General features: G+C 38.9%; 5 protein-coding genes. All 5 read right to left on the bottom strand.

Annotation, left to right across the window (positions count from 1 at the left end):
• Positions 1-393 precede the first annotated feature (393 nt).
• Positions 394-4,731, bottom strand: coding sequence for a non-ribosomal peptide synthetase (locus tag BV372_RS33495; protein WP_179198327.1), 4,338 nt, complete (start codon positions 4,729-4,731; stop codon positions 394-396).
• A gap of 75 nt (positions 4,732-4,806) precedes the next feature.
• Positions 4,807-9,597 carry a non-ribosomal peptide synthetase gene (locus BV372_RS33490; protein ID WP_086691630.1) on the bottom strand — a complete coding sequence of 1,597 codons (4,791 nt, stop codon included), beginning with the start codon at positions 9,595-9,597 and terminating at the stop codon, positions 4,807-4,809.
• Positions 9,594-15,962 (bottom strand): non-ribosomal peptide synthetase, encoded by a 6,369-nt coding sequence (locus BV372_RS33485; protein ID WP_086691628.1) that lies wholly within the window; start codon positions 15,960-15,962, stop codon positions 9,594-9,596. The genes BV372_RS33490 and BV372_RS33485 overlap by 4 nt, the downstream gene beginning before the upstream one ends.
• 17 nt (positions 15,963-15,979) lie before the next feature.
• Positions 15,980-17,005: a TauD/TfdA family dioxygenase gene (locus BV372_RS33480; RefSeq protein WP_086691626.1), complete on the bottom strand. Its 1,026-nt coding sequence runs from the start codon at positions 17,003-17,005 to the stop codon at positions 15,980-15,982.
• Between the two features lie 31 nt (positions 17,006-17,036).
• Positions 17,037-24,887 (bottom strand): amino acid adenylation domain-containing protein, encoded by a 7,851-nt coding sequence (locus BV372_RS33475; protein ID WP_086691624.1) that lies wholly within the window; start codon positions 24,885-24,887, stop codon positions 17,037-17,039.

Below are 24,887 nucleotides of genomic sequence, written 5' to 3'. Positions count from 1 at the left end.
AAAGATAAGCTAGAGCCTGCCTAAGCAGGCTTGCTTTGTGTATTTCTCAACTTTTCATCAAAGATTATCCTGTCAACTATTTACACGCTTATAGCAAACAAAATATGTACTGCCAGGCATTTGGGATATTTTTAGGTCATGATGTGAATCATAACTGTTAATGTCGCTAAAACCTGCCGTTTTCAAAGCAGATGTAATTTCTTCTTTGGTATAGCATTTCTCTAAAATAGTGCTATCAAAACGCTGCCACGTTTTCTCGATCAACGAGAATATAGTCAAAATAACCGGCATAAAAAGTTGTGGAAGTCATAAGTTTTTGAATTATTTAATGAGATGATTTTTCACGTAGAGACGCAAAGAATGAAAGTTTAAGAGAGAGATGGAATGATAGATTCAAAATTTAGTGTTCATTAATCCTTGCTTCATTAGATAAGAAAAGTAAGTGCTTAGTAACTGCTCGTCTATTGGAGGACAATTAATAGAAGTATTTCTTAAGCCGTTGATAACGTTTTGATTATCAAGCTGTAAAAATCCTGAACTAGATTTTTCTTTTTGAGCTTCTCTTGCTGGGAAAAATGGCACTAATGGATATAAAGGATGCTCTAATGAACATTGAGTAATATTGAGTAATTTCTCCCGCCACCGATCATAAGAAACTTGCTCAATTGCATAACCCAACGAGCGAATATGGTCAATCAGTGCATTTGTGTGCAGAGTTTGGGGATGTACCAAGTGGAAGGTTTTACCAATAGATTCTTCCTGCTTGGATAAATGAACTATGGCTTTGCTGACATAATCTACAGGAACTATGTTATCTCTAATGTCTATATCTGGCGCGCTTCCTAATTGCACACAACCGATAATCAATTTGTACAGAAAGTCATTGCTATTAAAAACACCAGTTTGGCTATGTCCAGCTATGCGAGATGGTCTATAAATAGAGATAGGAATTCCTCTTTCAGCCGCCGTTTGTACTAATTTTTCAGCTACCCATTTAGTTTGACAATATCCGTTGCTAGGAAATTCGTTTTCATTCAGGCTATCCTGTTCACGAACTAATTTAACTCCAGATTCAACTTTTGAGGATACAACACCAGAGCTAGAAATAAAATGTACTGGTTTGGTTTTAACTTGACTAGCTAATCTCAGGATTTCTCGTGTGCCCAGTACGTTTGCAGATTTTAGGATTGAGTAAGGATAAATATGATGTACCCAAGCACCATTATGGTAGATGACATCAATCGTAGATGCTAATTGTTGAAATTTTTCAGTTGCTAAACCTAAAAGTGGTTTTGATAAATCACCAACAATGAGAATAATTCTAGAACTCCAATGTTCGTTCCAAATCCCATAAGATTCGAGGATAGTCTGTATTTTTGTATGGTTATCTTCAAAATTTACAGAACGCACTAAGTAATAAATATCTGCTGTGGTTTGTTGCAGAAGTTCAGCTAGTAAAAATGCTCCTAAAAAGCCTGTTGCCCCAGTTAGTAAAGCTGCCTTGGGTGCAGGGATAAACTTCCCAACAGTAGGAGGATAAATTGCCTGGTCTAAAGCGGTTTCAGATTTAAGATCCAAGGTTGAATACTGAACTTCTGTTTGACAAACTTGATCAATATTTTCTGCTAAACCTGCTACAGTGGGTTTTTCTAACAAACTGCGTAAAGATATATCCAAGTTAAAAGCTTCTTTAACTTTGGCAAGTAGCTGAGTTGTTAATAAAGAATGCCCACCCAATTCAAAGAATTTGTCGTAAATGCCAACTTTATCAACTTTTAAGACTTCTGCCCAAATTTGAGTGAGCTTTTTTTCTACAGGGGTGCGAGGAGGAACAAATTCTCCGATTAAATCTGCTCTAACTTCCTCTGGTGCAGGTAGTGCTTTTCTATCAACTTTACCATTGGGGCTGAGAGGCAATTCTTTCAAAAGCACTATAGCAGATGGAAGCATAAAGTCTGGTAGTTTATCTTTTAGCCAGTTACGTAGTTCATTAATTGTAGTGGCTGATTTTGACTGAGGAACTAAATAAGCAACTAAGCGTTTGTTTCCTGGTACATCTTCACGCGTAATAACTACTGTTTCCTGCACCTGGGGATGTTGTTTAAGGACAGTTTCAATCTCACCTAATTCAATCCGAAAACCGCGAATTTTTACTTGGTTGTCAATGCGTCCTAAAAACTCAATATTGCCATCATTGAGATATCGCGCTAAATCCCCAGTTTTATACAGACGCATTCCTGCTTTTTCGCTAAAGAGGTGAGGAATGAATTTCTCTGATGTAATTGCAGGCTGATTTAAATAGCCTCTGGCTAAACCTTCACCGCTAATATAAATTTCTCCAGTAACGCCAACAGGAACCGGATGTAAGTGAGAGTCTAGTATATATATTTGTATATTGGCTATGGGGCGACCAATGGATATTTGCGTTCCATTTCCTGGAGAATGGCAATTGTATACACTGCTCCAAACTGTTGCTTCCGTCGGCCCGTACTCATTAAATAGTGAGGTTTGTGGCTGTAACCGAGAGTGATTTTCTACTAATTCTAGTGAACAAGCTTCCCCTGCAACTATGACAGCACATAGGGAATTTAACTGTTCTGGTTTTGCTTGTTGCAAAATGAGAGCATATAGAGAAGGAAGGCTTAATAAATGGGAAATACGATTTTGTGAAATTAACTCTACTAATTTAGGTACTTCCCGTTGCACACCTTCTTTTGGTAAGTGTAGAGTTCCGCCGCAACACAATGTCCAGAAAATACCCGCAACTGAACTATCAAATGCAAAGGATGAAAGTAATAAAAAGCTGGTGATAGGTTGTTGATAGTAAGAGAGGCGTGCAGTTGTGGAATGAACTAAGTTACGATGTGCGATCGCAACTCCTTTAGGTTTACCTGTAGAACCAGAAGTATAGATTACATAAGCTAAGTTTTCAGGAGATGCTGTAAGCAGGGGGTTGTCTTGACTCTCTTGTGCTATGGTTTCCCAATCTGTATCTAAGCAAATTGTCTGTGCATTGTGGTTAGGTAAACCTTCCAGTAAATGCTGCTGAGCCAATAATACAGATACCTGGGTATCTTCTAGCATGAAAGCTAAACGCTCTTGGGGATAGTGCGGATCGAGGGGAACATAAGCACCACCAGCTTTGATAATACCTAAGATACCAACGAGCATTTCTAAGGAACGTTCCACACAAATTCCTACTAATACTTCTGCACTTACCCCCAAGCGTTGCAAGTAATTAGCTAGTTGATTTGCACGGGTATTCAGTTCAGTATATGTAAGTTGTTGACTGTTAAATGCAACCGCAATATTATCTGGGGTGCGTTCTACTTGTTCTGCAAATAACTGATGAATGCACTTATTTTTCGGGTAATTAGCCTCAGTTTGTTTGAATTCAAATAGCAGTTGGTTCAGAGTGCGATCGCTTAAAATATTGAGCTTACTAATTAGCTCCTCTGGATTATTAATAACACTGGTTACTAACGTAGTAAAACTCTCTGCTATAAGTTCAATACTGTCGGCATTAAATAAATTAGAGTCATAATTAAACTCTATGTTTAAAGCCTCAGATAGCTTTTTACAAGTAAGCTTTATTTTAAAACGTTCAATGCAAGTGTACTGCTGCTCAATAGAAAATTTTACATCACCTGCATAACAAACAGTAGATTCCTGTTCAAAATCAAACCCAAACGGTAAATTAGATAATTTTGCAGCAGAATTATTAATTTGCTCCCAGCTAAAGCATTCTTGCCATTTATTGATTTCTTCTATAGATTCATGTACTTGTTTTAAAGCTTGGTTAAAACTTAAATTTTGTTCTAAATGAGAATATAACGGTAGATATTTAGCAAACAAACCTAAGGCATTTTTTAATTCATCGTATTTTCTACCATCTATACCTACACCAATGATAATTTCTGATTTCTCAAGCAACCGCCACAGTAAAACCTGCCAACAAGCAAGAAAAAATATAGAATTAGAAGTATGATATTTTTTTGCTATAATTTCTATTTTTTGCAGCAAATCACCACTAATGAGTGAGTTGATAGCCTTGGGTTCAAACTGCTGCTGATCTTTATCAATTTCGTAAGGCAGATTTAAAGTATCAACAACAGATAAGTTTTGCTTTAACCAATATTTCCTGCCAATCTCAGTTTCTTCTGATTCTAAAATTTGGTTCTGCCATTCAGAGAAATCAGCGTATTGTAGGGGTTCTTGAGATAATTCACTGTCCAGATTGCTTGAGTAAGCACTGACAATTTCTCTCATTAAATTATGGAGAGTAAAACTATCACCACAAATTGCAGGTAACCTGAGATATAAAATGTGCTTCTCTAACGAGAGATTAATCAAAGCACTCTGTAAGTTTAAACCATTTTCTAAATCAAAAGTTAGCAATCTCAACTCTTGAATAATTGCCTTTATTTTACTATCTTGCTCTGCCACAGTGAAAGCACTCAGATTGTATGTTTGAGATAGAGTTACTTTGCTATTTGTAATTTCCTGAACTGGGATAGTCATCCCTGGAAGACAACGAAAACGGGTGCGGAGTATTTCATGACGATTAACAACATCTTGTAAAGCTAATTCCAAGCGGTTTACATCAAGATAGCCTGTAATTGAAATGATACAATCACTGCGATATACCGATTTCTGATCAAGTTGTTGTAGCGACCATAAATGCTCTTGCTGTGGTGAAAGGCGAAATCCTTCTATAATTGCTGTTTGCATATCCATACCTCTTGATTTATATGTACTAACGTCTAGTAATCGTTCAGTCAAATGCTGTAAATTACCAAAAATACTTTAGTTAACAGACTTACGTCTAATATTGCTCAACTTTTGCTGTAAAGAGTTTTTATAATTCATCTCTTGAGTAAGTCTGTCTTCTTTGTCTGCTTGCGCTAATATTTCTTTAATTTCATTGATTCTGACATTCGGCTCATTCACAATCTGGCTCAAAATTATTTCAAACTGTTTGAGCATCCGTGCTACAGTTTGAGCTTCAAACAAGTCTGTGCTATATTTCAATAATCCCATCAGTCCATGCTCTGTATCTCTGATATCAAAGAGTAAGTCAAAGGTGGCTGTTTTGGTTTGCATTTCCAAGTTTTGGAAAGTTATACCCGAAATATCTAAAGCAGTCGTGGGAGTATTTTGGAGAATTAATTTTACTTGAAATAATGGTGTAGTTTGTAAATTACGCTCTGGGTTAATAGCCTCTACAAGTTTGTCAAATGGTAAATCTTGATGTGCGTAAGCATCAAGGTTAACTGTACGAATCTTCTGTAGCAATTCTCTAAAACTGGGATTACCCTCAAATTTTGTCCGTAACACTAGTTGATTAACAAAAAATCCAACTAAGCCCTCAGTTTCTCCTTGGTTACGGTTAGCAACATCTGTACCAATCACAATGTCATCTTGCTCGCTGTAGTAATGCATTAAGATTGCAAAAGCTGCGTGCAAGGTCATGAAAAGCGTTACACCCTGTTGATTACTCAGGATTTTTATTTGTTGAGATAATGTGGGAGAGAGTGTAAAAGATTGTGCTGAACCTTGATACGTTGGTGTTAGAGGTCGAGGATAATCTGTCGGTAATTTGAGATTTGGTAAGTTTTGGAGTTGTTGCTGCCAGTAAGTAAGTAATTTTGCTAAAACTTCTTCCTGTAACCATTGATGTTGCCAAATGGCAAAATCGGCGTATTGAATCAGTAATTCTGGCAGTGGGGATGCCTGACCAAGAGAAAATGCTTCATACAGAGCTACTAATTCTTTAATTAATATTCCCATAGACCAACCATCAGAAATAATGTGGTGCATAGTGAAAAGCAGCACATTTTCTGTTTCACCTAGGCGTAGAAGTGTAGCTATTAATAGTGTATCTATATGTAATTTAAATGGCTTTTCTGCTTCTTGATTAACTAAATTCTGGGCTGTTTGCTCTCTTTCAGCCTCTAATAATTGGCTCAAGTCTATAATAGGCAATTTTAAGTTTAACTCTGGGGCAATAACTTGGATTGGTTGCCCATTTTCTAAAATAAAATTAGTGCGTAGAATTTCGTGGCGACGAAGAATTTCATTCAGGCTTTGTTCTAAAGCAGGAATATCCAATGAACCAATAATACGCATAGCATTACAGATGTTATATGCAGAGTTATTTGGTTGCACTTGGTCGAGATACCATAACCGTTGTTGAGCGTATGAAAGGGGAATATTGCCTACTCTGGAAATTTGACTAATACTCGGTAAATTGACTTTTAAATCTGCTGTTATAGTTTTCTCAATTTCTTTAGCTAATTCTGCTACTGTTGGTGATTCAAATAAACAACGCAAGGGCAAGTCTACTTTGAAAGCTTTACGAATTTGAGAAATAACACGAGTAGCTAAGAGGGAGTGACCACCTAATTCAAAGAAATTGTCATGAATCCCTACTTGTTTGATACCTAAAATCTCAGCCCAAATACCAACAAGCAGTTCTTGAACTGGAGTGAAACTTGAGGAAGTATTTTCTTCTGACTGCTGTATTGGGTCAGGTGCAGGTAAGGCGCGACGGTCGATTTTGCCATTGGGTGTAAGAGGAAATTTTTCTAACACTACAAAGGCACTTGGTATCATGTAATCTGGCAATTTGGCTTTTAAAAAGTTACGTAGTTCCAAGACAGAAATATGTGTTGACTGGGAAACAACATAAGCCACAAGACGTTTCTTATCTTGTCTGTCTTCTTTGACTATAACTACAGCTTCTCTTACCTCTGGATGCTGATTAATTGCTGCTTCAATTTCCCCTAGCTCAATACGGAAGCCGCGAATCTTCACTTGATGATCAATGCGTCCCAGAAACTCAATGTTGCCATCGATCAAGTACCGAACTAAGTCACCAGTTTTGTATAGACGCGATCCAGGTTTTTTACTAAAGGGGTTGGGAATAAATTTCTCTGCTGTCAGTTCTGGTCTGTTGAGGTAATAACGAGCTAATCCAGCACTATCAATGTATAATTCACCAGGTATACCTACAGGAACCGGCTGTAATTGGGAATTTAAGATATAAGTTTGGGTATTGGCAATGGGGCGACCAATGGTAACAATACCATCTTCTGGTTTCACCAAAGAAAATGTCGAATAAGTTGTATCTTCAGAAGGTCCGTAAAGATTAAAAACATTTTGAGCGGAAGTTTTTTGATATAACTGCTGTACCAATTTTTGCGGTAGAGATTCACCTGCTAAGTTAATAGTCTGTACAGAAGCAGGTATACCATCAATTCTCAGTAATTCAGCTATAGCTGAAGGGACGGTATTGATTAAAGTTACTTCTCTAGCAGTCAGTGAAGATGGCAATTGCAATACATTGTCTATTAGAATTACTTTACCACCCCAACTGAGAGGGAAGAATAATTCAAATACCGACAGATCAAAACAGATAGAAGTGGATGCTAAAACACCCGTGAGTTCTTGGCTGGTAAAAACTTCTCTTGCCCAATTCAGAAAAGCAATAGTGTTTCTATGTTCAATGACAACTGCTTTTGGTTTGCCTGTTGATCCAGATGTGTAAAGAGTATAGGCGTTATTTGTAGGTGAAACTTGATTTTTGAGATTATTTTGGTTTTCCTTGCTTATAATTTCCCAGCCTTTATCAATACAGATTACTTTGGCTTGATGGGAAGGTAATATTTCCAATAGGCGTGCTTGAGTAAGCAGTATTTTGACTTGGGCATCTTGGAGCATGAAAGCTAACCGTTGAGTAGGATAATTGGGGTCTAACGGTAGATAAGCTCCTCCAGCCTTGAGAATGCCCAACAGTCCGATTACCATTTCGAGCGATGGCTCTACACAAATCCCCACTAATACTTCTGGCCCTACTCCCAGTTGTTGCAAGTAGTGAGCGAGTTGATTTGCTCTCTCGTTCAGTTCCCGATATGTCAACTGCTCATTCTCTAATACCACAGCCACAGCATCAGGGGTCTTTTCAACCTGCGCTTCAAATAATTGATGAATGCACTGGTCTTGAGGATAATCAATTTCAGTATTATTCCATTCTACTAATAGTTGATGTTGTTCATTTGCTGTTAATAATGGCAATTCTGACAGGTGCTGCTGGGGATTAGCAATAATTCCCTCTAACAATACCTGAAAATGACCCAACATTCGGGTAATTCTGTCAGCAGTAAATATATCTGTGTTATATTCTAAATCTCCCCATAATCCTGTTTCTGTTTCTGATAGCGAGAGAGTTAAATCAAATTTGGCAGTATTTTTTTCTAATCTTAATTCTTCTAGAGTTAATTCTAGTAACTGGATAGGTTCTGTTGTGGTATTTTGCAGCACGAACATCACCTGAAATAAGGGGTTATGGCTCGAATTTCGCCCTGGCTGTAGTTCTTCTACCAATCTTTCAAAGGGTAAGTCTTGGTGAGCGTAAGCACCTAAAGTTACTTCCCGTACCTGCTGCAACAGTTCTCTAAAAGAGGGATTATTGGCAAGATTTGTACGTAGTACTAAAGTATTGGCAAAAAAGCCAATTAACCCTTCGATTTCTGCTCGATTTCGGTTAGCAATGGGAGTACCTACTATCACGTCTTCCTGCTGAGTATATCGGTGCAACAACACTTTAAATGCTGCCAGCAGAGTCATAAATAAGGTAGCACCCTCCTGCTGTGACAGGTATTTGAGTTTCTCAGTTAGAGATTTGGATAATTGGAAAGGCTGTGTTGCACCGTTGTAAGATTGAAGTGCGGGTCGAGGGCGGTCAGTAGGTAATTCTAAAATAGGTAAATTATCACCCAATTGCTGTTTCCAGTAATTGAGTTGAGTTGGCAGCACTTCACCTTGCAACCATTTTCTTTGCCAAATAGCAAAGTCTGCATACTGAATCGGCAATTCTGGAAGCGGGGAAAGCTTACCTTGAGAAAAGGCTGTGTAAAGTGTTGTGATTTCTTTAATGAATATCCCAGTAGACCAACCATCAGAAATAATGTGGTGCATAGTCAATAACACCACATAATCTGTTGCTGATAGTTGAAGTAAACTAGCTCGTATTAGGGAATCTTGTACTAAGTCAAAGGGTTTTTGTGCTTCTAAAGCAGCCAGGTTGAAAACTTTTTGTTGTTTTTGCTCTGTCGAAAGTGCCTGCAAATCTATAACTGGAAAAGTAAAATCCTCACCTTTACCAATTACTTGTATTGGTTCCCCATCTACTACAGTAAATGTAGTTCTTAATATTTCGTGCCGTCTAATAATTTCATTGATGCTTTTAGACAGTGCAGCTATGTTTAATTTACCTGTCAGTCTGACTGCTATCGGTATATTGTAAGCACTGCTATTTGGCTCTAATTGGGTAAAAAACCAAAGTCGCTGCTGAGCAAAAGACAGAGGTATATTTCCCTGACGAGAGAGAGGTTGAATAGATTCTGAGGTTGATTGTAAAGCCTGATTAGCTTGGCTGATAAAAGCTAAAATTTCTGCTTTGCGTGCTGCTAATTCCGCTTTGATATCTGGTGTGAGGGCTTCTTTTGGGGCACTACAACGCAGGCGTTCATTCTCAACCCATAGTTTGATATCCTGGCTGCAAAGGTCAGACAAAAATTGCTCAATCGTTTTCATAATTCTATTTCCTCTCTGTCTTCTACCAGTTGTATAGAAGCAGCTTGCAACTGTTGTACTGCCAGGATTCCTTCTATGCGCTCAACTAGATTTTTAATTGTCGGATTTTCAAACAAGCTCCGCAAAGGTAAATCAATTTTGAAGACTTCACGTAATCTAGAAATAACTTGGGTAGCTAAAAGTGAATGTCCTCCCAAATTAAAAAAGTTTTCATAAATTCCCACTTGTTCCCGCCCTAAAATATCAGCCCAAATATCGACTATTATCTGTTCTGTAGGTGTGCGGGGTGGGACAAAGCTTGCTTCCAGTCCAGTTGTTTGCTCTGGTGCAGGTAAGACTTTGCGGTCTACTTTACAATTGGGGGTTAAAGGCAGTTTATCTAAGATGACAAACGTCGTTGGTAACATATAACTAGGCAGTTTTGCTTGTAACAAGCTGCGAAGTTCAAAAGTATTAATTTCTTGCTGTGATTTGTTAACTATATAAGCTACCAAGCGTTGATCACCTGGTTTATCTTCCCGCACTATAACCACATTTGCTTGTACATCTGGATGCTGATTTAATACTGATTCAATCTCGCCTAATTCGATGCGGAAGCCTCGCAGTTTTACTTGATTGTCAATTCGTCCTAAAAATTCAATTGTGCCGTCGGGTAGATAGCGTACCAAGTCCCCAGTTTTATACAAGCGAGCAGATGAATCTGGATTGAAAGGATTGGATATAAACTTTTGGACTGTCAGTTCTGGCTGATGCAAATAACCACGAGCTAAACCAGCACCACCAATATGTAATTCACCCGCTACACCAATAGGCACTAATTGATTGTATGAGTCAAGAATATAAAATTGGGTATTGGCAATGGGATGACCAATCGCAACGCTATTTTGTACCTGATGTACTGCTGACCAAATGGTGGTTTCTGTAGGTCCATATAAGTTCCATACTTCTTTAGCCCGTTGCTGTAATTGTTGCGCGAGGGCATAGTCTAGTGCTTCACCACCACACAGAATTTTTAATTGCTGATTACCACTCCAACCAGCAGCCAGCAACATCCGCCAAGTCGCTGGGGTAGCTTGCATAACTGTAGCACTACTAGCAGTTAACCGTTTTGCCAATTGAATACCATCAGCAGCTTCTTGACGGCTAACAATGACTGTTTGAGCGCCTACAGTTAAGGGCAGATATATTTCTAAAGCAGCAATATCAAAAGATAATGTGGTGACTGATAGTAATATATCTTGTGCAGTTAATCCTGGCGTTTGGCGCATTGCCATTAAGAAGTTGACAACAGCGCCATGAGAAATTTGTACACCTTTGGGTTTGCCAGTTGAGCCAGAAGTATAAATTACATAGGCTAAGTTTTCGGGAGTGACTTTGTTGATAGGATTGCAAGCACTCTGTTGGGAAATTTTTTCCCACTCAACATCTAAGCAAACTACCTGAGCATGATGGGGTGGTAGATTTTCTAGTAACGGCTTTTGTGTGAGTACAACTGATAGTTGGGAATCTACCAACATCCCAGCCAATCGTTCTTGGGGATATGCTGGGTCTAGCGGTACATAAGCGCCACCCGCTTTGAGTATACCCAACAGTGCGATCGCCATTTCTAAGGAACGCTCTACACAAATCCCCACTAAGACTTTTGCCCCAACCCCAAGATTTTGCAAATAATGCGCTAATTGATTGGCTTGCTGGTTTAGTTCTTGATAAGTCAGGTGCTGATTTTCAAATACCACTGCTACAGCATCAGGTGTTTTTTCTACCTGTGCTTCAAATAGCTGATGCAAACATAATTGATTACCAAAATTGATTTCGGTATTGTTCCACTCTAATAGCTGTTGCTGCTCAGTTGTTGTCAGCAAGGGCAAATTGCCAACCTGTTGTTGTGGATTTGCAACAATACCTGCCAGTAAAGTTTCAAAATGCTTGACTAAGCGAGAAATAGTAGTTTCATCGAATAGGTCGGTGTTGTACTCTATCGTACCTGTAAGTTTTTCCGCTGTATTTTGGATAGTTAGAGTCAAATCAAACTTTGCAGTTTCACTCTCAGCTTCCAGAGGTTGTATATTTAAACCTGGCAGTTCTAAAGTTGCGGTTGGTGCATTTTGGAAGGCAAACATTACCTGGAATAACGGCGTGCGGCTTAAGTTCCGTTCTGGTTGTAATTCCTCCACCAGCTTCTCAAAAGGTAGATCCTGGTGAGCATAAGCTCCCAACGTTGCTTCCCTGACCCGTTTGAGTAATTCTCCGAAGCTGGGATTACCAGATAAATCGGTTCGCAATACCAGTGTATTGACAAAGAAACCAATTAAATTTTCAATTTCACTTCGGTTACGGTTAGCAATAGGCGAACCAACTAAAATATCAGCTTGATCTGTGTAGCGATACAGCAAAGTTTTAAACCCTGCCAAAAGTGTCATAAATAAAGTGACACCCTCTTGCTTTGACAGAAATTTTAATTCCTCAGTTAAGCTGTTTGGCAATACAAATGAGAGGGTTTTCCCTGCAAAAGTTTGTACCGCAGGTCTGGGACGGTCTGTGGGTAGTGCTAATACTGGTAACTCTCCTCCTAGTTGTTGTTTCCAGTAATCTAGCTGGGTTTGCAACTGTTCACCTTGCAACCATTCTCGCTGCCAAAGGGCGAAATCAGCGTATTGAATGGGTAGTTCTGGTAAGGAAGAAGGTTTATTCTCAACAAACTCAGTATAAATTGTCGCTAACTCACGAATTAGCACACCTTTAGACCAGCCATCACTGATAATGTGGTGCATTGTAAACAGTAGTATATATTCCTGTTCACTTAAGCTGAGAAGTTTGATACGCAAAAGTGGTTCTACAGCTAAGTCAAAGGGGCGCTGAGTTTCTTCAAAAATTAATTGTTGTGTTGTATTTTCTCGCTCATTTTCTGATAGCTCATCCAGATTAATAATTGGCAGAGGTAATAACAATTCTGGAGCGTTCGCCTGTACTGCTTTGCCATCTACAGCAATTAATTTTGTTCTTAAAACCTCATGGCGTTTGACGATTTCATTAATACTGTAGTGTAATGCTTCTATATTGATAGCACCTTGAATTTTAATTGCTCCATTAACGTTATAAGCTGGACTATCAGGTTCTAATTGAGATAAAAACCACAGCCTTTGCTGGGCAAAAGATAAGGGAATTTCTTGGTTACGTTCTCTTGGACGCAGAGGTGGTACAAATAAATTTTGCTTGTCTTGAAGGATGGTTTCAATTTGTGCAGCTAGTCCGGCTACTGTTGGCGATTCAAACAAGCTACGTAACATTAATTCTACTTGGAAACTTTCCCGAATCCGCGAAACTATTTGCGTTGCCAAGATGGAATGTCCACCTAATTCAAAAAAGTTATCGTAAATTCCTACTTGCTTAACTGTTAAAAATTCTGCCCAGATACCAGCAATAATCTCTTCAATTGGAGTGCGAGGTGCGACAAAAGTTTCGCTGCGGCTGTTAATTTCTTCTGGTGCAGGTAATGCTCGTCTGTCTACTTTACCGTTGGGTGATAAAGGAAATACTTCCAGCAGTGCAAAAGCTGATGGAATCATGTATTCAGGTAGCTGTCCTTGCAAAAATTGGCGCAAATCTTTATTCGTTACTGTCGTAACTTGCGGCACAATATAAGCAACTAAACGTTGATTACCTGGTTCATCTTCTCGTGCTATGACAATCGCCTCTTCAACTTCTGGGTGCTGACTTAAGACAAATTCTATTTCACCCAATTCAATCCGGTAACCGCGAATTTTTACCTGATGATCAATTCGTCCTAGAAACTCAATGTTTCCGTCTGCAAGATATTGGGCTAAATCTCCAGTTTTGTACAGGCGTGCTGTTGGTTCGTTGCTAAACGGGTTAGTAATAAATTTCTCGGCGGTTAGTTCTGGCTGATTTAGATAACCCAAAGCTAAACCGTCACCACCAATATATATTTCGCCAGGAACACCTATAGGAACAGGATGAAGCTTTGAATCTAAAATATAAATTTGTGTATTGGCAATAGGACGACCGATGGGAACTCGTGTTAATTCTTGAGACTGGCAATGATAGACAGTACTCCATACTGTTCCTTCTGTCGGCCCGTATTCGTTATACAAATTAGCTTGTGGGAGATATTCTTGGTGTCGCTTCACCAGTTCATTTGAGCAAGTTTCACCAGCAACAATAATTGTTTTGAGAGAAGCTAATTGTTCGCGTTTTGCTTGTTGTAAAATGAGCGCGTATAGGGAAGGAAGACTTAATAAATGTGAGATGTGATGTTGGTGAATTAACTCAACTAGCTTTGCTACTTCTCTTTGCAAACCTTCTTCGGGTAAAACTAAAGTTCCTCCACAGCAGAGTGTCCAAAAGATACCTGCAACTGAACTATCAAAAGCGAAGGATGAAAGTAATAAGAAGCGGCTGACAGGTTCTTGATAATAATTAATGCGATCGCAGGTAGAGTGAACTAAATTTCGATGGGTGATTTGTACTCCTTTAGGTTTACCTGTGGAGCCAGAAGTATAAATAATGTAAGCTAAATTGCTAGGTGTGATTTCTAGTGTTAGATTATCTTGATTTTGGTGTGCAATTACTTCCCAATCAGTATCTAAGCAGATAAGACACGCTTGCTGTGGAGCTAATTTTTCTACTAATAGTTCTTGAGTTAAGAGAACGGGTGTTTGGCTATTTTCTAAAATCCAAGCTACTCGCTCTTGAGGATAGCTAGGATCTATAGAGACATAAGCACCGCCAGCTTTTAAAATACCAAGAATCCCAATAATCATGTTGAGGGAACGATTTACACATATCCCTACCAAAGTTCCTGGTGTTATACCAATTTGCACTAAGTAATTTGCTAGTTGATTAGCACGATTATTGAGTTCGCTGTAGGTTAATTGCTCATTCCCAAATTCCACAGCAATATTATTTGGATTCTGCTGTGCTTGCTGTTCAATTAACTGCTGAATACATTTATCTGTAGAGTAATCAGCTTGGGTTTGATTAAATTCTACAAGTAGTTGATGCTTGGCGCGATCGCTTAAAATTTTCAACTCACTAATCGCAGCTTCTGGATTGTGAATTATGCTTTTTACTAACTGATGAAACTGTTCTCTTAAACGTTCAATGTCTTCTATATTGAACTGGTGAGAATCATAATATAAATCTGTAATTATAGAATTATCTTGAAGGCGACAAGTTAGTTTAACTTTAAACCGTTCTATGCAAATATATTGCTTATAAATAGAAAATGGAATATCTTTCTCAGTATATTTATTTATTGCTTCCTCAAAATCAAAAGCAATAGGACAGAAAATTAATTCATTTTGATTATTAGATGTATCTATAATTTCTTCCCAGCTAAAAGATTCTTGCCATTGAGAAGATTGATTAACTACTGCATCAAGCTGCTGCAAAACTTGAATAAAGCTGAGATTATTTGACAAGTTACCTTGAACTGGTAAATATTTGGTGAATAAACCCAGAGCTTCTTTTATTTCCGAATATTTACGACCATCTAATGCTGTACCAATAATAATGTTTGGTTGCTTAGTCAAATGCCAAATTAAAACTAGCCAGCAAGATAGTAAAAATGTTGAAATAGAAATCTTTTGTTGATAAGCAATTTCTTGAATAGCTTCTATTAATTCAGAAGAAATATTAGAGGTAATAAATTTAGGCGCAAATGATAATTGATTAGACTGATTATTATCCCCAGGAATTTTACAAGTAAAACGTGCAGAAAAGTCTTGTTTCTGCCAATATTCTCTACCTATCTCTGTTTCTGATGATTCTAAGAGTTCATGCTGCCATTCTGCGAAATCGGCATATTGTATAGGCAGAGATTCTTCAACAGATAAATCTTTTCCTAACAAACACGCTGAATAGGTACGGTTGAGTTCAGCTATCAAATTTTTGAGACTCCCAGCGTCAGCAAGCATTGCTGGCAAACTCAATATCAATAGATAACGTTCAGAAGATAAAGTTATCAGGGATGTATGTAAAAGTTGCCCGTGTTCAAAATCAAAAGGAATCTGAGATATTTCTTGAAAAATTTCGGCAATTTTGATTTCTTGTTCTTCAGGGTTATAAAAAGTTAGATTATAGCTTTCACCTAATACAATTTCTTGGCTATCAATTACCTGAACTGGAATAGACATTCCAGGCAGATAACGAAAATTAGTACGAAGAATTTCATGGCGATTAACAATATGCTGTAAAGCAGTTGTTAAGGCATTTATTTGAAGATTACCTTCAATGGTAACAGCACATTGAGCGCGATAAGTTAAATTATCACTAGCTTTTTGTAATGACCATAAATGCTCTTGTTGTGGCGACAGTCTAAACCCTTCAATAACTTCTGTTAACATTTATCAAACCCCAAACTTTAAATTTCAACGTTTTTGATGTTAATTGCTTTTGCCATTCCCACTAATACTTTTCGCTGTCCCGCAAAAGGATTACGACCATGTACAGCCAGCATATTATCTAGTAATAAAACATCACCTTCTTCCCAGGAGAAGCTAATCATTTCTTGCTGATAAGCATCGCGCAAATGTTCTAAAACTGAAGTTTCAATTGGAGTGCCATCTCCATAATATGTATTAGTTGGGAGATCTTCTTCTTGAAAGCCCGATGTTAATGCTGTGCGAATTTTTTCACTTAAGGTCGAAACATGAAAAAAGGTAGCGTGATTAAACCATACTTTTTCGCCAGTTTGAGGATGAGTAACAACCGCAGGACCTATATGTCTTGTTCTCAGGCGGTCGCCTTCTTTCCATTCAAACTGCATATTATTATTACGGCAGTACTCCTCTACACCAGCTTTGTCTTCAGTTTGAAATACTGTTTGCCAAGGTAAACCAAATCCATCCCCAAAGTTTCGCATATACATGACTTTTTTTTGGATGAAGCGGTCTAAAATTTCTGGTTGAATACGCTGCATAATATTGCGAGTTCTACCAATTGGTGTTTCCCCTCCTTGTTCGGCCGGTGTTTGACAAAAGAACAAGATTTTCAAAGGAAAATTAGGAGAATAAGCGTGTTCGTTATGAGGATAAATGCTTTGATCGGCTGGATAATCTGTGGAAGTATATATCCGACCGCCAACTTGTGTACGCGGTGAAGCTCGATAACGATATTCTAGAGCTTCGTCGCAAATTGCAACTATTACCTGTTCAAATTCTACTAGATTTTTGACATTAAAATTACGAAAAAGAATAGCACCATGCTGTAATAATTCTTTTTCTACATAATTACGGTTTTGTGATGCCCAGTCAACGAGGTTTACACCTTTAATTGCAGGTTTAATTACTAGAGGAAAAGGTGTGCCAGAATGTAAATATTCCGTTTTAATTAATTTCTCTGTTGAGACACTCAGAGCTTTGCGTTTGATATTTCCTAAATTTTGCATACTATATCCTAAAATTTATGTGATCTGATTTTTACTCTGCTGCGGCTGGATTTGTCCCGGAAATTGATTTGCGTTTGACTTTCATAAATTTCCGCTCAAGAGTATTTTGATATTCTTGTGCTTGAGCTTGACGATGTTGCTGATTTGCTTCTTCTAGAATTGCTTTAATATCTTGAAGTGAAATATTGGGCTGTTTAACGACTGTGTTCAGTACAATTTCCCAATTTTTCAACAATCGGGATACAGTAGCAGCTTTGAACAAATCTGTGCTGTATTTCAAATCAGCAATCAATCCTTGCTCTGTATCTGTCAGTATTAAAAGTAAGTCAAACTCTGCAACCCCTTTATCAATATCTAACAGGCTGAGTGTTAACCCAGGCAGTTCTAAGGGTGGCATGGGCGCATTTTGGAGAATACATTTCACCTGAAATAGAGGTGCGCGGCTTAAATCCCGTTCTGGATTGAGGGCTTCTACTAATTTGTCGAAGGGCAAATCTTGGTGTGTGTAGGCTGATAAAGTGCGATCGCGTACTCTCTCTAGCAACTCTCGAAAACTGGGATTTCCTGTCATATCAGTACGTAATACTAATTGATTGACAAAAAATCCAATTAATGATTCTGTCTCTGCTTGATTGCGGTTGGCAACATCAGTACCCACCACAATATCATCCTGATTTGTGTACCAGTGCAGTAGAGTTTGGAAACTAGCTAACAAAGTCATAAACAACGTTACCCCAGTTTCGGTACTCAATTGTTTCAGAGCTTGGGATAGGCTGTTATCTAACACCAGAGTTTGTTTTGCTCCTCGGAAAGTTCGCTCTGGTGGTCGGGGAAAGTCCGTAGGTAATTCTAAAATAGGTAGGTTCTGTAATTGCTGCTGCCAGTAGTCGAGTTGGGTTTGTAATACCTCACCCTGCAACCACTGACGTTGCCATACAGCAAAATCTGCATATTGAATAGGTAGTTCTGGTAATCGTGATGTTTCCCCTGCACAGAAGGTTGCGTAGAGAGTTGCTAACTCTTGAATAAACACACCCATTGACCAACCATCGGAAACAATATGGTGAATGGTTAGCAAGACAATATGTTCGTTCTCACCCAGGTGTAGGAGAGTACAACGCAACAATGGTAGTTGAGTTAAATCAAAGATGTAGTGTGATTCTGCGATCGCAAGTCTTTCCACCTCTGCACCACGTTCTGGTGCTGGTACATGACACAAGTCTATAATCGGCAACTGTATAGTTAAAGTTGGAGCGATCGCCTGAAATGCTTGTCCATTTACTAGAGAAAAAATAGTACGCAATGCTTCATGACGTTGCACAATTTCATTTAAACTCTGCTCTAATGCAGCCACATTCAGGCATCCAGCAAAGTGGACAGCTGCCGATATATTGTATGTAAAAGTACCAGGGTAAAGTTGCTCTTGCAACCATAGCCTTCCTTGAGCAAACGACAGTGGTAAATTCTCGTCTCGGTGTACGCGTTGAATAGGAGGAATATTCAATCCTAACTGAGTTTTTGTTGTCTGTTGGATAGTTTTGGCTAGTTCAGCCACCGTCGGGTACTCAAATAAATAGCGTAGCGGTAAATCTATCTCCAAGGTTTTCCGCAAACGAGAAATTACTTGAGTAGCTAATAATGAATGTCCACCTAACTCAAAGAAATTATCGTCTATACCTACTTGTTCGACACCGAGAACTTGCTGCCAGATTTCTGCTATGCCTTCCTCAACTGAATTACGTGGTGCGACAAAAAATTGTTCTAGGTTTGTTCTAATATTTCCAGGCGCAGGTAAAGCACGACGGTCAACTTTGCCATTAGGAGTTAAAGGCAGTTTGTCTAAAAAGACAAATGCTGTTGGTAGCATATGCTTGGGCAGTTTTTCTTGTAAGAAACTGCGGATTTCGCTAGTATTCAGTATCTTCTGTGCGTTAGGAACTACATAAGCTACCAAGCGTTGATCGCCTGGTTTATCCTCTCTAACTACAACTACAGTTGCTTGCACATCTGGATGCTGGTTTAATACTGATTCAATCTCGCCCAGTTCAATGCGGAAGCCTCTAATTTTGATTTGATTATCAATGCGACCAACTAATTCAATATTACCATCAGGAAGATAACGCCCTAAATCTCCTGTTTTGTAAAGGATGTCTCCTGGCTTCTGACTATATAAATTAGGAATAAATTTCTCAGCTGTTAAACCAGGCTGATTTAAATAACCTCTAGCAACACCAGAACCTCCTATGTAAATTTCGCCGATGACACCAATAGGTACAGGCTGAAAATAAGTATCAAGTATGTGAATTTGTGTGTTAGCAAAAGCAGAACCAATAGGTACTAGTCGCTCAACTGATAAACCTATTGCCTGAGTTTCAAAATAAGTACTATCAATAGTTGATTCTGTTATACCAAAAGAATTAATTAGCCGGGTTGAACTGCCGCAAAACTGAAGAAATTTTTCATACTCCTGCACGTACCAACTATCAGAACCACAAATTATTAATCGCATAAAATCTAAGCGTTTTTGGTTCTGCTCTAAGTACAAAATCAAGTTTCTTAATACTGCTGGTACAAATTCTGCACAATCGACTTCTTCTTGCTGCATTAACTCATAAAGTTTTTCTGGTTCCAGCAGTAGCTCACGGGGGCAAAGTACGAGTTTACCACCTGAACAAAGAGCGCGAACTAAATCTCCAGTAAAGACATCAAAGGAGAAACTAGCCATTTGTAAATGGGAAGTAGCAAATGTTCGCAGTTCATAAGCTTTTTCCCATCCTAAATAAGCATTTGTAAGGCTGCTATGTTGAACCATCACCCCTTTAGATTGACCTGTAGAACCAGATGTATAGATGACATAAGCCAGATTTTCTGGTCTAACCTCGGTCTGAAGATTTTCGGAAGATTCTTGGGCTATGAGTTCCCAGTTAGGATCATCCAGACAAACTATTTGGGCTGAATTTGGTGGTAACTCTGTTACCAATTTTTGCTGTGTCAGTGCAATGGAAACTTTAGCATCAGCTAACATGAAGGCAATACGCTCTTGGGGATAAGCCGGGTCAAGAGGTAGGTAAGCACCACCAGCTTTGAGAATCCCCAATATCCCAATCACCATTTCTAAAGAACGCTCGACACAAATCCCTACCAGTACTTCTGGCCTTACTCCCAGCTTTTGCAAATAATGGGCTAATTGATTGGCTCGCTGGTTCAATTTTCGATAGGTTAATTGCTCTTGCTCAAATACTACTGCTATAGCATCTGGAGTTCGTTCTACTTGCGCCTCAAATAGCTGATGGATGCAAGTAGAAGTATAAGCTACTCCTGTCTGATTCAAGCCATTAAAAAGTTTTTGTTCTGCAACTGTTAATATAGGCAAATCTGATATTTTTTGGCTATAACCAGCGACAGTTCCCTCCAATAATCTCTGAAAATGCCCCTGTATTCTGCTAATTGTTTCCGTATCAAACAAATCACTATTATATTCAAATACTCCCATCAAGCCTTTATTTGTCTCCCTGAGAAGTAGAGTTAAATCAAACGTAGATGTTTCAGTAGCTACTTCCTCTAAATTGATAGTTAATCCTGGCAGCTTCAGTTTTTCTATAGGAGTATTTTGCAAGGCAAACATTACCTGAAATATTGGCGAATAGCTCAAGTTACGCTCTGGTTGTAACTCTTCTACCAACTGCTCAAAAGGCAAATCTTGGTGAGTATAAGCCCCAAGTGTGACTTCCCTGACTCGTTTGAGTAATTCTCGGAAACTGGGATTACCAGACAAGTCAGTTCGCAACACTAAGGTATTGACAAAAAAGCCAATCAACCCTTCAATCTCGCTGCGATTCCGGTTGGCAATGGGTGAACCGACGAGGATATCTTCTTGCCCAGTGTAGCGATAGAGCAAAGTTTGAAATGCTGCTAGTAGGGTCATAAACAGCGTTACACCTTCTTGCTGACTCAAGGTTTTGAGTGCCTGGGTTAAAGATGAGGAGAGTTCAAACGACTGTCTTTGACCATTAGAAGTTTGGATAGCTGGTCTTGGTCTGTCGGTAGGTAGTTGTAATACAGGTAAATTACCACCCAGTTGCTGCTTCCAGTAGCCCATCTGGGAAGCCAATCTCTCTTTTTGCAAGTATTCTCTTTGCCAAACGGCAAAGTCTGCGTACTGAATGGGTAGTTCTGGGAGTGGGGAAGATTTGCCAGTACAGAAGGCATCGTATAGTGCAGTTAACTCGCGTACAATCACACCTGATGACCAAGCATCAGAGATGATGTGATGCATTGTCAAAATCAACACATATTCCTCTTCCGCTTGCTGTAAGAGGATGATGTTTAACAATGGCCCATTTGTCAGGTCAAAAGACTGTTTTGCCTCAAGTTTAGCCAACCGTTGAGTTTCTGCTATACGTGCGTCTCGCGGTAATTCTCTTAAATCTATAACTGGTAGTCTTATACTCCATGTAGGCGTAATTTTCTGAACTGGTTGCTCATCTACAACAGTAAAGGTTGTTCGTAAGGCTTCATGACGGCGCACAATTTCGTTCAGGCTCTGCTCTAGTGCTGCTATATTCAGTAGCCCTTGCAATCGCACGGCTATAGAGAAGTTGTAGTAGGAACTACCTGGTTGCCACTGTTCGAGAAACCATAACCTAGCTTGGGAGAAAGAAAGTGGTAATGGTCTATCTCTTCCTACTTTCTGAATGGGTGGAAGTTCCAGTTCTTGGCTGTCTTTGAGCAATTTTTCTATATGTTCTGCTAGTGCAGCCACAGTTGGCAACTCAAACAAACTCCGCAGAGGTAAATCTACCTGTAAGGCTTCTCGGATTTTAGAAGCAATTTGCGTTGCTAATAATGAGTGTCCACCTAGTTCAAAGAAGTTATCGTCTATGCCAACTTGTTCAAGATTGAGAATTTGTGACCAAATTCCCGCTATTACCTCTTCTACAGGAGTCCGAGGCATTTTTCCATTTATCTGGCGTTGTACCTCTTCTGGCGCAGGTAATTCTTGACGATTGACTTTACCGTTAGATGTTAGAGGTAGGGTCGGCAAAATTACAAAGCTGGAAGGCACCATGTAATCGGGCAACTTTTCGGTTAAAAAACTGCGCCAATCGCTTAATTTGGCATTTTCCAACAAACTTTCATCTTTTGGCACTAAATAAGCAACTAATCGCTTTTCTCCAGATGCCTCTTCCCTCGCCACAACCACAGATTCCCGCACTAATGGATGTTGGCAAAGTACCACTTCGATTTCTGCTAGTTCAATGCGGAAGCCTCGTATTTTAACTTGGTAGTCACTGCGGCCAAGAAATTCAATTGTGCTGTCTGGTAAATAACGTCCTAAATCACCAGTTTTGTACAGCCTTGTTCCTGGTTCTTCGCTGAATGGGTTGGGAATAAATTTCACAGCAGTCAGTTCGGGCTGATCCAGATAGCATCTAGCTAACCCTGCACCACCAATGTAAACTTCACCCTTGACTCCTATAGGAGCTAGTTTTAATTGTTCTTCCAGCACATAAACCTGTGTGTTAGCAAGTGGTTTACCGAGAGGAACGGTTTTGCTCGACAGTTCTTTGCAATCTTCTACTGAATGGGTAAGTACACCAACAGTGGCTTCTGTAGGGCCATAATGATTAAAAATTTGACAATCTGGAGTATACTTCTGTATTTGCTCAATTAGCTGCCAAGTAGCAGCTTCGCCACCTAGAACCAATCGCTGGCGCGGCAAAATCGACTTTGGTGTAGAAGATAGTAAAAGAGAGCTTATATGAGAAGGAACTATCTTCAGGCAATCAATAGGATACTTACGGCAATATTCAGCGAATGCTGTTGGGTCAGTTGCACATTCGTAGGAGATGACATGAAGACATCCGCCAGTACAGACAGAAGGGAATAAAACGGTGTTACCCAAGTCTGCAGCTAAGGTGGAAATAAGTGCAAAGTTGGTACATTCTGTTAAGTTTAACTTCTCGATGATGGCATTGACGTAATTGAATAATTGCTGATGTTCAACAGCAACTCCCTTAGCTTTGCCTGTAGAGCCGGAGGTAAATAGCACATAGGCTAGATTATCTATTGTTACCTTGCTGCTAGGATTGGTATCACTTTCACAAGCGATCGCTTCCCAGTCTTGATTTAAGTAGATGGTTGTGATTGGTTCAAATTTATGTGCTACTGAAGAATGACTAACAAGAAATGAGGCTTGAGAATCTTGTAAACGTGCAGCCAAAACTTCTGTAGGCAATCCTGGATCTAAGGGTATATATGCAGCACCTGCTTTGAGAATACCCAAAAGTCCTACAATCATTTCTAAGGAGCGCTCTACGCACAAGCCCACCAGTATCTCTGCTCCTACTCCCTGTTTTTGCAAGTACCGAGCTAGTTGATTTGCGCGTTGGTTTAATTCTCGATAGGTTAATTGTTGGTCTTCAAAGACAACGGCAATATTATTAGGCGTTTTTTGAGCTTGTTCCTCGAACAGTTGATGAATGCACTTTTGAGGATATTCTTGCTTGGTTTTATTTACCTTGTTAATTAATTGTTTCTCGTTATTGCTGAGAATATCTAGCTGACTAATTGGTGCATTTGCATTAGCGATGGGCGAAGCCCCGCCTTCGGCGATCGCACTAGCTAATAATGTCTGAAATTGTTCAGCTAAACGTTGGATATCTTCTGGACAAAATAAGTTAGAGTCATAATGAAATGCCGCGGTTATTGTTTGATTTCTGTGAAGGCAGACAAGTTTAATTTTAAATCGCTTAATACAAGTATATTGTTGATAAATAGAAAACGAAACATCAGATGCTACATACTTTTCTGCCTGTTCTTCAAACTCAAAACATACAGGAAAATAGCGTAAACCAGTTGGAATATTCCCTGCTATTTGTTCCCAGTTAAAATATTCTTGATATTTATAAATTTTGTTTTTATTGTTATAATTTTGTTGCAATATATCCAATATGCTAGATTCAGCTTGTAACTTAATATCTATTGGTAAATATTGAGTAAATAAGCCTAAAGCAGCTTTTAAATCTTGATATTTACGTCCTTCAACACCCAAGCCAACAATTATGTTTCGCTGTTGTGTTAAACGGCACAGTAAGACCTGCCAACAAGCTAATAAAAACTCAGATACAGAAGTATGATGCTGCTGAACAAACTTTTCTATTTTTTCTAACAGTTCGGAAATAATTATAAAAGTTTGTGTTTGCGGAAGAAATTCTATTTGTTGAAATGTAGTTTCTTCGCCAGGCAGCTTTAATTCTGTTATTGAGGAAATATCTTGTTTCAACCAATAATCTCTACCCGCTTCTGTATCTTCTCCTTCTAATAATTCATTTTGCCATTCAGCTAAATCTGCATATTGTAATGGTTCGTTTTCTAACTCTTCATTATCTAAGCAAGCTGTATAAGACAGACTGATTTCTTGTACTAATATTTTTAGTGTTGTCGCATCTGCACAAAGTGCTGGTAAGCTGATGAGCAGAACATATTTAGATGGCGATAAAGATATTAAAGATAGGCGAAGTGAGGAGCCTTGAACAAAATCAAATTGTTGTTTTCCTAGCTGCTCAAATAAGCTGGATAATATTTCTGCTTGTTCTAGTTGGCTACAACTGCTTAAGTCGTAGGTCTCACCCCAAGCAATACCATTATTTTTTATTACTTGAAACGGGATTGTCATCCCTGGCAAGCAATGAAAATTAGTACGGAGTATTTCATGCCGATTGACAACTTTTTCTAAAGCTAGTTTTAAGGTGCTGATGTCTAAATCTCCCTCTATCAAAACCGCACACAGTGAATGATAAGGGAAGTTGTCAGTTTCTTGTAATTGCCACAGATGTTTTTGCTGGGGTGAGAGGCGAAAACCCTGCATTTCCTCAAGCAT

Source organism: Nostoc sp. T09, assembly GCF_002154695.1.
GTDB lineage: Bacteria > Cyanobacteriota > Cyanobacteriia > Cyanobacteriales > Nostocaceae > Aulosira.
Note: the sequence above shows the minus strand (reverse complement) of the source record. Positions and strands in the feature narration are given on the sequence as shown.